At 28.4% G+C, this 13,884-nt stretch carries 8 protein-coding genes and 1 tRNA gene; 3 read left to right on the forward strand and 6 right to left on the reverse strand.

Translation table 11 applies throughout. The features are described 5' to 3' along the window. Positions 1-2 precede the first annotated feature (2 nt). The 5 genes from LPB03_RS09420 to LPB03_RS09440 all read right to left on the reverse strand — a co-directional run bounded on the left by LPB03_RS09420 (position 3) and on the right by LPB03_RS09440 (position 6,352). The gene (locus LPB03_RS09420) at positions 3-1,022 is read right to left on the reverse strand and encodes a ligase-associated DNA damage response exonuclease (RefSeq protein WP_065317564.1); all 1,020 of its coding nucleotides are present in this window, start codon (positions 1,020-1,022) and stop codon (positions 3-5) included. Between the two features lie 83 nt (positions 1,023-1,105). Further along, entirely contained in the window at positions 1,106-1,504 is a 399-nt protein-coding gene (locus LPB03_RS09425) for a VOC family protein (protein ID WP_065317563.1), read from the reverse strand. Between the two features lie 279 nt (positions 1,505-1,783). Continuing rightward, on the reverse strand, positions 1,784-4,141 hold the full coding sequence (locus LPB03_RS09430; protein WP_065317562.1) for a DUF2357 domain-containing protein: 2,358 nt from the start codon (positions 4,139-4,141) through the stop codon (positions 1,784-1,786). Next, positions 4,138-5,787: an McrB family protein gene (locus LPB03_RS09435; protein ID WP_065317561.1), complete on the reverse strand. Its 1,650-nt coding sequence runs from the start codon at positions 5,785-5,787 to the stop codon at positions 4,138-4,140. Before LPB03_RS09435 ends, LPB03_RS09430 begins: the two co-directional genes overlap by 4 nt. A gap of 493 nt (positions 5,788-6,280) precedes the next feature. Continuing rightward, a tRNA-Gln gene (locus LPB03_RS09440) sits at positions 6,281-6,352 on the reverse strand. A 172-nt stretch (positions 6,353-6,524) separates the two neighbouring features. On the opposite strand from LPB03_RS09440, the gene LPB03_RS09445 reads away from it, so the two are divergent. Next, a complete protein-coding gene (locus LPB03_RS09445) occupies positions 6,525-9,662 on the forward strand; it encodes a glycosyltransferase family 117 protein (RefSeq protein WP_065317560.1) in 3,138 nt (1,045 codons plus the stop codon). Between the two features lie 70 nt (positions 9,663-9,732). On the opposite strand, the gene LPB03_RS09450 is transcribed toward LPB03_RS09445, so the two are convergent. Continuing rightward, positions 9,733-12,555, reverse strand: coding sequence for a PD-(D/E)XK nuclease family protein (locus tag LPB03_RS09450; RefSeq protein ID WP_231953083.1), 2,823 nt, complete (start codon positions 12,553-12,555; stop codon positions 9,733-9,735). Between LPB03_RS09450 and LPB03_RS09455 the strand changes: the two genes are divergently transcribed. Both LPB03_RS09455 and LPB03_RS09460 read left to right on the forward strand, forming a co-directional pair. Further along, positions 12,550-13,335 carry an amidohydrolase gene (locus tag LPB03_RS09455; RefSeq protein ID WP_065317559.1) on the forward strand — a complete coding sequence of 262 codons (786 nt, stop codon included), beginning with the start codon at positions 12,550-12,552 and terminating at the stop codon, positions 13,333-13,335. The two genes, LPB03_RS09450 and LPB03_RS09455, sit on opposite strands and share 6 nt — an antisense overlap. A 72-nt stretch (positions 13,336-13,407) precedes the next feature. Beyond that, positions 13,408-13,854, forward strand: coding sequence for a hypothetical protein (locus tag LPB03_RS09460; protein WP_065317558.1), 447 nt, complete (start codon positions 13,408-13,410; stop codon positions 13,852-13,854). Positions 13,855-13,884: the final 30 nt, after the last annotated feature.

A 13,884-nucleotide genomic window follows, 5' to 3' on the forward strand; every position in this document is an offset into this window, starting at 1 on the left:
AATTAGGCATTTTCAGTTTTGGTTTCTTCGTCTTTTGCAAATTCATCTTCACCAAATTCGGTTTTTAATTCATAAGCTTCAATGCCAATTTCGTTTAAATATTTAGAAAAAACTGCTTGCGAACCATGAGTTACATGCACTTTTTCTGCACCAGTTGCTTTTACTGCTTCTAATAATCCATCCCAATCTGCATGATCGCTAATTGAAAAACCTGCATCAACTCCTTTCCAACGTCTGTTTCCACGAATATGCATCCAACCAGAACAAATTGCTGTTGCTGCATTTGGAATTTTTTTTATCATTCTTGAACCTAATAACGCTGGTGGTAAAATGACAATTTTGTTTTGAATATCGGCTTTTTTGAAATCGTAATTTAATAAAGTTGTTTTGGGAAGCTCAATTCCAGAACCAGAAATTGCATTGTTTAAATTGTTGATGGCAGTGTGTACATAAATATCATCTACACCTTCAATCAATTTCATAATTCGTTGTGCTTTGCCTAAACTGTAGCCTAAAAAAACACTTGTTCTGTTATTTTGCTGATTTTGTAAAACCCAATTTTGCAATTCAGCTTGTAATTCCTCTTCTTTTTTCCATTTGTAAATTGGCAATCCAAAAGTACTTTCTGTAATAAATTCGTGACATTTTACAGGTTCATAAGGTGTAGAAATAAAATCGGGTTGTGTTTTATAATCACCAGAAAAAACAACTACATACCCTTTATATTCTAAACGAATTTGAGCTGAACCAATTACATGACCTGCAGGAAAAAAACTCACTTGAACTCCATTTATATTCTTTGGTTCATTATAACCCAAACTTTCAATAGAAATATCTTGCCCTAATCTGTGTTTTATAATTGCTTTTGAATCATTTTGACACAAATAATGTTTATTCCCTGATCTGGAATGATCTGCATGTCCATGAGAAATAATTGCATACTCTACAGGAAACCAAGGATCTAAATAAAATTTTCCAGGAATACAATAAATGCCTTTTTTTGTGAATTTTACAAGTTTCAAAATGAATAAAGAGTTTTGTATAAAAATAATGGATTACAATTTAATGCAATCCATTATTTTAAAATATGATCTATTTTCAGAAATTATTTTTTAGCGTTTACCATCCAGTTAATTCCGAATTTATCTGTACATCTTCCAAACATACCCCATTCTCTTTCTCTAAATTCGTGGTGTGTAATTCCTTGATCGCTTAAAGTTTTAAAAACCTCTCTAGCTTTATCTTCATCATTTACATCTACACTCATGTGTACTTGATTTCCAGAATTTATTGGAGTATCTGGAGCAGCATCATAAGCCATAAAATGAACTCCTTTTCCTTTTAACTCTGCATGTTGCAATTTATCTCTAAAAGAATTTGGAACATCTATTTTTTGATCTTTATATGTAATTCTATTTTGTACTTGTGCATCAAATAAATCTCCATAAAAATTTAAGGCTTCTTGACAGTTTCCATCGAATGCTAAATATGCTTGTATTTTCATCTTCTTTGTTTTTAGTTAATAATTTTATTACAACAAAGTTAAAAAATGATGCCTGTTATTTTTTGCTTATTTGATGTTATAGGTAACTGTATCCGTTTAATAAACGGATTTAAAAGTTAAAACTCCTAATTTTACTTTTAGATTATAATTTAACAGTAAACAGTTCCATATTTGGACTAATTTCTGGGTAAGACTTTGCAAATATTATTGCTTCTTTATTGGAAGTACTTGAATTAATTATTTTTATATCTGTTTTTTATTGAAGAAAGAATATTTCAGTTAGAGAAATTTATCAATAAGAGAGGATAAGGGTTTTAATTCGTTTTCTACCATATAATGTTGATGAAGATAACGATTAGAACAAATTAACTTTAAGTTATTAGATAATTTAAACTCAACACAAGTAAAATCTTTTGCGTCTTTAAACCACGAAATTGTAAATTCTATATCCTTTTTTATTAAAATTTTATAGAGTAAATAGGAAGCTTCATTTGCAACATATAAAGCATTATTTATTTCTTGATTTTTAAAAAAATACAAGCCTCTTAAAGTGGTATATCTAAAACTAAAAATCGGAATTTCAATTTTAGTATCTATTTGTTGTGTTTCATTATCTAAATTAAAAACAAGGTAGTGCTCTGAATTTAATTCCCAATCTATACCAGTATCTGTAAGCTCTTTCTTGTTGAGTATTTCCCAACTTTTTACTTTTTTTAATAATGCTATAGAACTTTCAGGTTGGGTAAGTAATAAATAAGAAACTTTATAAATACGGCTATTCTTGCTTTTTACAAAAGGAAAATAATATCGATTCTTCTTGTCTAAATAGGTCAAACGTTTTTGAAGCGCCTCTTTTTTTAAACGTCCAATTAATATTCCTTTATCAAAAATTTCTCTATCACTTATATATTGTTGATAATGCATACCAACAAATTCTTGTACATTATTATTGGCTGTTTCATCAACAACCGTATTTCTTATATAATTTTCTAATAAACCCGATTTTGTTGGCAATAATGGAAGGTCCTTAATAGCATTGTTTTCCTTTTTTAAATTTTGGAAATTAGTGTCCTTTGCATCTGAAGGATATAAAATTATCGGTTTTAAATTTGTTCGGTCTTTTTGTTTTACCTCATTTATAATTTCCTCTTTTTTAATGTACTCCTTAAAAAGCATTAAAGAACTGTCTATATTATTAAAATCCTCACTGTATCTGTTATCATTTATAATTTGATAATTAGGATAAAAGTGAGACAAAAAAGGGGTCTCTTTTTTAGTTGCAACCTCAATTGAGATTAAAGGTTTTTCTTTTTTATATTGTAAGGAGATTTCTTTATGCTCTTTACTAGTTAATTTTATAGTAGTAAAATCATTAAGACCAACATTAACTTTGATTTTCCCATTATATAAGCCCAGTAGATTTTGGCTTTTTATTTTTAAATTTGAAGAGTTTATAATGGTGTCAAAAATTTTAATAAAACACCAATAACTATATAGATCATCAATTTTTTTGTAGTTTAAAGTCAAAAATTCATCCTCTAAAATTTCAAAACCATTTTCTAGTAAGGAATAAATTTGTAAAAGATCTTTGTATCCAGCTGCTTGGGTTAAAGTTGATGAAAAGTAAGTTTCTTTTTCAAAGTGACCAACTTTACTAAATGGTATTTTATTTAAAATACTATGCAATCTACCAGTGTAAGCAGTTATTTTTTGAACTACTTTTTTATTGTTAGATACGCTATTTTTATGCAAATCTTTTTTTAAGTCGGTCAATCTAATTATTATTTGATTGGCCATATATTTTACGAATCTATTTTCATAATTATCATAGCTTAATTTTTTCTTTAATGTTAAAGCATGAGAAAAATATTGGCCGGAAATCAATTCAATACCATCTTCTTTATTATTTGAAATATACTGTGTGTTTTTGGTGAGCCATATTTTATTTTTTGATGAAGGTTTTCTCACCTTATCTATTTGTTTTACTTCTTCATCAGTAATAATATTGTGTTTAGGATTTCGTTGAATTAGCTCTAAACTTTTTATTAAATCTTCAAATAAAGCATCTAAAATAAACCACCATTTAGCATTAGAAGTAATCCCACTAGATTTATTTTTTATTTTTTTATAGAAGTTTGGTAGCAGTTTATAACTTATATTATTAACTATCCTAGCACAATCTTTTTGTAGCAATTTATAGTCTTTCTTATACTGTATTTTTTTAGGAAAAACCTCAAAAGATAATTCTAAGACTACTGTATTATTAGGAGATAAAATTTTAATTTCATGATTTCCTAAAGCCTCTTTAAACGATAAGTTTCCTTTAAGAGTTCTTATAGAATGTAATTGTTTATTTAATCTTTTAGAATAAGCTACAAGTTTGTTATCAAGCCAAAGAGAATATTCTTTTGAATGTTTGATAGGGTTTATAATAGCTATAAAACTAATCTCTTGCCAATCGAATAAATAAATTTTTCCTGAATTTTCAACAGACTGTTTTTGCCCTAAAATGCTAATTTTAAAGTTTTTCGTTACTATTTTAGAATCATGTAATTTTTTATTATCTGATGTAATAATTTCAAAGGTTCCATGATTTTTAATAGCATAACTATATTTTTTAGTTTGATTATTTATCATACCCAAAAAGAAGTAAATCGATCTTCATCAAAGCGTTCTAGCATAAATATTAATTTTTCTGTAGATTTTGGATAGTTTGATTTTTTAATAATTGATTTTTTCTTTTTTTCTAAGTATTCTAAATCTGGATACGAAGTTGCTACATCCTCATTAGTAAGCAGGTTTAATAAACTAATAATTACTTTTTGAATACGGTTAGAACTCCCATGTACTCTAGGTAAAATTTTCTGCATAATTTGAAAATCAATAGCTTTTTCTTGTTTTAGTAATTGCTCCTTTTTTGCATAAAGTACATAAAATATTATCTCATCTCTAACTCTATATGCAAACTGCAGATTAGCAATTTCGAGTATTTTATTTATCTTTTTTAACACTTCAAGCGCTTCTTCTACCTGTTGCTTGTCTGTTGTTGTGAGTTCTACACTTCCTATATATTCACTTTTTAAATTGGCATTTGTAAAATCTGTAAGCTTATCAACTTTTTGTTTTTGTTTATCAATCCAGTCCAATTCTACTGTATTCATTTCAATAGAATTCGCTCTATCAAGTACTTTTCTCGAAAAAGGATAGGTAGTTTCATCCATATTCACAGTTCCTATTAAATATAGATTTTCGGGCCAATAGATGGCATCATATAAATGCGCGTTATCAGCTTCTTTTATTTGATTTTTCGATAGTAAAAAGTCGGTTTTAACTTCATTGGTTTTTGTTCTAAAACGGGTTTCTATCACACTTAAAAAATCTGCAAAGTAATGTTCTACTCTTGCTAAATTCATTTCATCAAGAATAAAAAAATGAGGCTTAGTAATATCTTCTTTTGCTTTTATAATGGCTTCTGTAAGTGGTTTAGAGATAAAATTTCCTTGTAAAGAGGTGTAACCAATTAAATCTGAAGCGTCTGTCCAATCAGGTCTTACAGGAATTTGAATTACTTGATTTTTACTCATACCAATGGCTTCTGCAAATAGTCTTGGAAGCTGTGTTTTACCAGTACCAGATATCCCTGCTAGAATTATAAAAGGTTTGGTTTTTAATGATAGATAAAAATTAATGATTTCACTTTTTTTAAAGTTGAATCCTTTTTGCTCTATATAAGTTTCTATATGCTCTAAATCGGCTTTTATGTTTAAAAAAATAGTAGAAGTTAGCTTATCAGAATTAACTTCGGCTATTTTCTTTTCAAAATCTAACTTACATGTATCAAGTATTTTGATAATGGATTCCTTGTTGCTTAATGTTTTAAGCTGGTTAATGTTTAATAGTACATTTTTTTTATCAACTATATTTATATTTTTGGCATATATAAATTTTGCTTCATTGTTTTTTAGAGATTTCCACTCCCAATTATCTGGTATTTTTAGTATTTCTAAAATTTCAAATCGGGTAGTTGAACTCCACTTGCCATCAATGTTATCTTTAAAAATCGTATCTCCTTTTTGCGTATGTGTTTCTATCTCTTGGATATTAGATTTTGTAAACAAAACCCACCCACTTTCTTTATTTACAATAAAAACATAATCACCTAAAGAGAGGTTTTTAAATTTTCCTTCATTCCAATAAAAGTATTTATCGTTATGACTAAAAAGTTTTTCTGCATTTTTTGCGGCTTCACTTTTTATTTCATATACTATAACTTGTGCTGTCATTTAAGGTATTTTATTTTTAGCTTGTTTTTAAAAAGTTCAGCTTTAAGGTATAATTTACCTTATAACTTTTCTTAAAAAGAGCCTTATTTGTTTGAAGTGAATTTTCTGGATTAATGATATTTTGCTTTTCTAAGCAATCTCAGAGGAAATAAAATTCATTGTGATTTTATTCAAAATTAGATGTTATATTATTTTTAAAACAACTATCTATTCAAATAAAAAATGTTGTTCACAAAGTTAACAAATTATAACTCTTTATAAGAAAATTTAAGTAACCATTATCTAAAACAAAGTTTAGATTTAAAATTGAGGTTGTAAATTTGATTATTTCAAAAATATAAAAGAAGCTACCTGTTAAGTATATTTGTTTGTATAACTAACTACAGAATTATATTTTTTATCTGAAAAGACTAGTGAGAAATTTACACAGAGGTGCTAAAAAAAGAATCCCTTTCAAACATTAATGTTTAAAAGGGATTAAAAGTTATTCTTGTTGGCCTACAAGGACTCGAACCTTGAATGTCGGTACCAAAAACCGGTGTGTTACCAATTACACCATAGGCCAATGCTTCTTAGCGGATGCAAATTTAATACATTCTTTTAAATTTGCAAACATTTTTTTACAATTTTTATCTTTAACAAACATTTATGAATTTACAAATAGTTAGAAATACAGATAGTACTTAATTTTAATCATATTTATTAGTAAATTCGCCCACAGATTATTACCTAATTTTATGACGCCACAAAAATTTATAAAATGGAATATCATTCTAGGATGGGTTACATTTGCTATTGCCTTAATTACATACTCGCTAACCATAGAGCCTACAGTTAGTGCTTGGGATGTAGGAGAATACATTGCAACCTCTGTAAAATTAGAAGTTGGGCACCCTCCAGGAGCACCTCTTTTTCAAATGCTAGGTGCATTTTTTGCAATGTTTACAACCGATGTTACAGAAATTGCCAAAATGGTTAATTTCATGTCTGCTTTAGCTAGTGCATTTACAATTTTATTTATGTTTTGGACTATTAGCAATTTAGCTTCCAAATTAGCAGCTAAAACTGGTAATATTTCTAAAGGAAAAAGACTTGCTATTTTAGGTAGTAGTTTGGTAGGGTCTTTAACATACACTTTTTCAGATAGTTTTTGGTTTAGTGCAGTTGAAGGAGAAGTATATGCAATGTCATCATTTTTAATGGCTTTGTTATTTTGGTTAGCATTAAAATGGGAAAGCGAAATTTATACAGCTAGAGGTAATAAATGGCTGGTTTTAATTAGTTTTGTAGTTGGTTTATCTTTTGGAGTTCACATACTTTCTTTATTGGTAATTCCTGCAATAGTGATGTTATATTTCTTTAAAACTTATAAAAACATCAACTTTACAACTTCTGCAATTGCTACTGTATTCTCGGTTCTTGTGTTGGTATTGGTTTTTAAGTTTATATTTCCTTTTACATTAAAATTCTTTAGTGCATCAGAATTATTTTTTATAAATACGGTTGGTTTACCTTACAATTCAGGGAGTATTATTGCTGCTATTATTTTGGTAGCTTTATTTTTCTTCGGATTAAAATACACCAGAAAAAAGAAAAAATTAACGGCAAATACTTTAATTCTCTCTTTATTATTTATTATGATTGGTTTTTCTTCTTGGATGATGTTACCAATCAGAGCAAATGCAAATACAACAATTAACGAAAACAACCCTTCAAGTGCGCGTGAATTACTTGCATATTATGAACGTGAACAATATGGAGATGCCAATGTTTTTTATGATACATATTACTCAAATACATATGAAAGACAACAGGATGCAAAAAATCCTACAAGAGATGACAAACCAAAATATGAGAAAAAAGACGGTAAATATGTAATTGTAAATGTTTACAAAGATGTTTTGCCTAATTATTCTGATAAACACAAAGGTTTTATTCCAAGAATGGTGAACCCTGCATCAGAAAAAATGTACAAGAAAATTGCAGGAATTCCAGAAAATAGCCAAAGAAGACCAACGTTTGCAGAAAACTTAAAGTTTATGATGAGCTACCAATTTGGCTACATGTATGGACGTTATTTTATGTGGAATTTTGTTGGGCGTCAAAATGATATTCAAGGAAATTTAGATATTTATAATGGAAACTGGTTAAGTGGAATTGATGTAGTTGATGAAGCAAGATTAGGTTCTCAAGAAATGTTACCTTGGCAAGCATTGTTAAACAAAGGACGAAATACGTATTATTTTCTACCTCTTTTATTAGGGCTTGTTGGTTTGTTTTTTCAAATTAAATGGGATAAAAAGAACTTTTTTACCCTCTTTTTATTCTTCGCTTTTACAGGTTTTGCAATTATATTTTACACAAATCCAAAACCTTTTGAACCAAGAGAACGTGATTATGCTGTTGTAGGTAGTTTCTACATTTTTGCAATTTGGGTTGGTTTTGGTGTACTTGCTTTGTATGAATATCTAAAATATTTAGCATCTAGAAGACAAATGGCAATCACAATAAGTGTAGTTTGTTTACTTGCAGTACCAACATTAATGGCTTTTCAAAATTGGGACGATCATGATAGATCTAACAGATATACAACCCATTTAAATGCGCAAGCCTATTTAGAAAGTACAGATCCTAATGCAATTATGTTTACCATTGGCGATAATGACACATTTCCTCTTTGGTACATGCAAGAGGTAGAAGGTGTTAGAACCGATGTTAAATTAATCAATACAAGTCTTTTTCAAACAGATTGGTACATAGACCAAATGAAAAGGAAAACGTATAAAGCAGAAGCAATTCCATCGCAATTAACACACGATGAATATAAATATGGAACGTTAGACGTTGCTTATTACTTCCCTGAAATATTTCCTCAATTAAAAGATTCTGTTTTAGAATTAGACAGTTTTATGAAATGGATTAGAAGTGATAGCAAACGTACTTTTTACGATTTAGATGAAGATGGAAATCCAGAAAAAATATTACCAACCAATAAAATTAGAATTCCTGTAAATAAAGAAAATGCTTTAAAATATGGCATTGTTGCTCAAAAAGATGCAGATTTAATTGTACCTTATATTGATATTACTATTGATAGAGCCATTGGTAAAAACACCATTTTAATGCTCGACATTTTAAATAATTTCGATTGGAAACAACCAATTTATTTTACTGGTGGTTCCAATACAGACAGCGAATATATTTGGTTAAAAGATTATTTACAGTTAGATGGTGTTGCCTTTAAATTTGTACCTATTAAAACACCAACTAAGATTTACAACGAAAATGGACAATTACAACGTGAATTAAGTTTGTTTGATATTGGTAGAATTGATACCGAAAAAATGTACAGCAATATTCAAAAATGGAATTGGAGAAACATTAACGATGGCAAGATTTATTTAGATGAACAAACCAAAAGAAGTGCTATTTCTTTAAGAAATAGTTTAATGCGTTTATCGTCTGCTTTTGCAATGGAAGGTGATACTATTAAAGCACTTGAAGTTTTAGATTTGTCTATAGAAAAAATGCCTATCGAAGATTTCGACCATTATAGTTTATCTATGGAATACCCAGAAATGTATTACATGTTGGGCGATCAGAAAAAAGGAAGAGACACTGCTGAAGATTTAATTCGTTTATTTAAAGAGAAACTAGTTTGGTTTAGCACTTTCGATGAAGAAGATTTTGATATGATTTATGAAGAGTTCGATTTAACTTTTAGATACTTATACAGAGGAATTGTAGAACAAGTTAGGCAATATGATAATGATCGAGAATTTGTCAAGGAAATTCAAGAAGAATACAACAAAACTCTTGGACTTTTTAATCATATTTTTCCTGAGGAAAATGAACAACAAGACATAAAAGAGTAATTAAAATTTAAAAACCACAAACTTTACTGTTTGTGGTTTTTTTTATTGATAAATTCCTGTGGATAAAACCCTAATATTTTAAATCTGCAGGTTCTATAAAAGGTGTTTCAGGATTATAGATTTCTTTGATATATTCTTTTAATTCTTCTATAAATTCTTCCAACTTTTCTTCTGTAATAGTAGTTTCTGGTTTTCTATAATTTGATGAGAAATTGATTGCTAAAAAACCACTATTTAAATTTTTGAACGAATAAATTCCAGCTTTTAAGTTTTTAGAAAAATCAAACTTTTTTTCTTGTGCATAACAATAAGCATACATTAAAACTTGTATGGCTTTATACTGTTCTTTTTCTCTCAATTTCTCAAAATCAAGCACTTTTAATTCAGCAGCTTGCACCATTCCAGATTTGTAATCTATAATTCTAATTTCGCCATTTAACTCATCAACTCTATCTACATTACCATGAATTTTTATAGGAAATTCAAAACCTTCAATAACTATTTCTGCTGATAAATTTTCTTCAGTTGCAATAATTTGTAGTTGATTTTTCTCATCTTTTACCAATTCTTTTTCTTTGGATAAAAAATTCATTACAAATCGGTTGGCAACTTCAAAAATCAGTCTGTTTTGTCCTGTAGAAATATCACCATTTTTAAAGTGAATTTTAAAATGTTTTATAACCAAATCTTTGGCAATATTTTCCATTGATAAAATAGCATCAACCTTTAAAAATTGCCCTATAAAAGGTTTATACAATTCATCTAAAGTTTCATGCACAACAGTTCCCAAGGTGTTGTAAGCAACTGTTTCTTCAACATCATCAAATTCCTTGATTCGTAAAATTTTCTGTTTATAAAAAGCAACAGGATTGTATAAATAATTGGTTAAAGACGAAGGCGAAAAACCAGCTTTTGCTAATTCTTTTAGTCGTTCAAAAACCAATTCGTTTTTTTCAATAGTTTTTAATTCGGCATTTTGAGCGACCACTTTTGGCGAAATAATTTTCTGAACAATATCTGTTCTCATCATTTCTAATTGTGTTACAAATCGGCTTTTTTCTCCACTTCCAAAAATATCATGTTCTGTATTATAAAGAATAAAAACGTTTTTTGCTCTTTGCATCAATCTAAAAAAGTGATACGAAAAAATAGCATCTTTTTCTCTGTAAGTTGGCAAACCATATTCCACTTTTACATCAAAAGGAATAAAAGAATTTTGCTGACTATTGGCAGGCAAAACACCTTCGTTTGCAGAGACTAAAATAATGTTTTCAAAATCTAAAACACGGGTTTCTAACATTCCCATCAACTGTAAACCTTTTAAAGGTTCTCCTTGAAAAGATAAACTTTCTGAAGATATTAGTTGATTAAAAAATAGCGATAAGGTTTTTAAATCTGTAAAATAGTGAAACTCATTTTGCAAGGTTTGTAATTGCGTAAAAACAGTATAAAAACGGAATAGATATTCTTTTTCTAAAGGATTTACTTCCGCTTTTAAAAGATCGATTAAAGCCAAAATTCTATCCATAAAATTCTCAACAGAATCAAAAGCCTCAAACAGCTTTAAAATAATATTTTTTACTTCGGATTTTTCTTCTTTTAGCAAATCTTCCAAATGACTTTTTGTAACAAAAGTCTGGTTATCTTTTGCAATTGCTTCTGTGAAATTATCAATTTTTGCAAGTAAACCATAAATAGATTGATGTTTAAAAAAGCGAATTACATCTTTATAATAAAACTCATTCAAAACGCTTTTTTGCAATTTTTCTTGCGAAATAAACAACTGAAAAATTGAAAACAGCAAACTTGTTGTTGGGATATCTTTTAAAGGATAACCCATTGTAATATTGATTGCATCTACATTTTTAGGCAACGAATTTAAGGTTACAGGCAGCAAAGTTTCATCTGCTAAAACCAAAGCAGTATTTTTAAAATCAGTAATTTTTTCTAAAATTTCTCCAGTATATTTTATCTGCGTATTATTTTTTGCAGCGCCAATAACTTCAATCTTTTTTGGAGCAGAAAAAGTATCTCCTAAAAGTTTTATCTCGTTTTTATCATAATAATTCCAGCTACTTTTATATTTTCTGATAAATTTTCCTGCTTGATGATTAGACTTGAAAAAAGTTTCATCTAAATCCCAGTAAATTTCTGAATTCCCATTTTGCAACGTTTTTTGAAAAAGCAATTCTTCTGCTTTGTTCAACGCATTAAAACCGATAAAAAAGAATTTTTTATTTTTATTTTCTTCCAAAAAATTATCTATTTTACCACAAGCTTCTCTATACATTAAGCCTTGATAACCGATATTTTCACGTAACAAAAATTTATAAAAAGCATCATAATACGTATTCAGTTTTTCTAAAAAAGAATAATGATCTTTTATCAAAGCTGTTTCTGTAAACGTGCCATTTACAGACCATTTTTTAAGACGTTCAATATCTCTTAAATAGATAAAAATATCTTTCGAGTTTATTAAATGTTGATCAATTTCATTAAAATCTTGCAAAACTGTTAATGCCCAAGAAGAAAACGTATCAAAAGAATCTGGATGTTGCTCAACACTTTTATAAATCGTGTAAAAATGAAACAACAACTGAATATTATCTGCTTTTTGAACGCCAGAAATTTGTTGAATAAATTGTTCAATATTAAGCATCTCTGGTAAAAAACCTACCGAAATTTTATCTTTAAAAGTTTGTTTTACAAAGACTTTTGCTCTTTGTGATGGCAAAATAAAAACAACATCTTCAAAGGAATTTGTGGTTTTTAAAATATCATCTATAGTTTCTGAAATAAAAGATTGCATAGAATTTTTAGCATAATTTTGATTTCCTAAATTACAAAAACTTACTTTTATACTTCTATAATCTTTAAATTTATTTTGATGCAAAATGAACTAAATATTGTTGGTATCCAAGCAGACTTATCTTGGGAAAATCCTACTGAAAACCGTGCTTTTTTTGAAAAACAGATAAACAGTTTATCAGAAAATACAGATTTGGTTGTTTTACCAGAAATGTTTACCACTGGTTTTACTATGAATCCTGAAAAAGTTGCAGAAAAAATGGACGGAGAAACCATTGCTTGGATGCAAAAAATGGCTTCAGAAAAACAAGCTGCCATTACTGGGAGTTTGGTTATACAAGATGACAATAAATACTTTAATCGATTGGTTTTTGTGCATCCTTCAGGAAACATAGAAACGTATGATAAACGACATTCTTTTACGTTGGCAGGAGAAGATAAAGTCTACAATTCTGGAGATAAAATATTGATTGTTTCTTATAAAGGTTGGCGAATTTGTCCGTTAATTTGTTACGATTTACGTTTCCCAGTTTGGGCAAGAAACACAGAAAATTACGATTTATTAATTTTTATGGCAAATTGGCCAGTAACCAGAATTAAAGCTTGGGATACGCTTTTAAAAGCAAGAGCTATCGAAAATATGAGTTACGCAATTGGCATCAATAGAACTGGAAAAGATGCTAATAATTACGAATATTCAGGAAATTCTTTAGTGATAGATTATTTGGGTGAGGAACTTTCTACTTTACCTAAAAACGAAATTGGTATCCTAAAAGCAACTTTGGTAAAATCTGATCAAAAGAAAATTAGAGAGAAATTGGGGTTTTTAAATGATAGAGATGCTTTTGAGATTAAGATTATTTAGTTTGTTAAAGGTTTTCATTTCCTGTAAATTACTATGAAAAACAGTTATATTTGATTTTATACAACTCAAATAATGAGTTGGCAAACATTTAGCGGAACGAAAATGAAACTAAAATATTCTGAATCTCATCCCTTGAAATCCTATGAATTAAATGAACAACTCTTAACAAAAGATGAGTTTATTCAAAAGTTTGAAAATTTTGAATGGGAAAATTTATTGAAGTTGCAATTAAGTGCAAATGACATTCAGGTTCATCGCTCACCTTCTATAAATTTAGATGATAATGATGGAAAAGGAATATCAGTTTCAATAGTTGGTGAATTAGACGAATATGAATTTTACATTTGTTTTAAAAGACCAATAACTCGAAAAAAAAGAAAATGGTTAGGACTTGTTGAATACGATTTTTATGATAAAGAATTTTGTAGTGTAATACCTGAACAAACGAAAAAAGATGCATATGATGCCTTTTTATTGTTTTATGAGAGGAATTTTGATGAATTGGAAAAAAGATGGTAAAAACTTAGATAATTTATTACTAGTCCAAAC

The organism is Polaribacter vadi, from assembly GCF_001761365.1.
In the GTDB taxonomy this organism is placed as follows: domain Bacteria; phylum Bacteroidota; class Bacteroidia; order Flavobacteriales; family Flavobacteriaceae; genus Polaribacter; species Polaribacter vadi.

Bases quoted from the DNA above. Each gene is read 5' to 3' on its own strand.
- LPB03_RS09430 (WP_065317562.1), bottom strand. From the start codon at position 4,141: ATGATAAATAATCAAACTAAAAAATATAGTTATGCTATTAAAAATCAT.
- LPB03_RS09445 (WP_065317560.1), top strand. From the start codon at position 6,525: ATGACGCCACAAAAATTTATAAAATGGAATATCATTCTAGGATGGGTT.
- LPB03_RS09455 (WP_065317559.1), top strand. From the start codon at position 12,550: ATGCAAAATGAACTAAATATTGTTGGTATCCAAGCAGACTTATCTTGG.
- LPB03_RS09435 (WP_065317561.1), bottom strand. From the start codon at position 5,787: ATGACAGCACAAGTTATAGTATATGAAATAAAAAGTGAAGCCGCAAAA.
- LPB03_RS09425 (WP_065317563.1), bottom strand. From the start codon at position 1,504: ATGAAAATACAAGCATATTTAGCATTCGATGGAAACTGTCAAGAAGCC.
- LPB03_RS09460 (WP_065317558.1), top strand. From the start codon at position 13,408: ATGAGTTGGCAAACATTTAGCGGAACGAAAATGAAACTAAAATATTCT.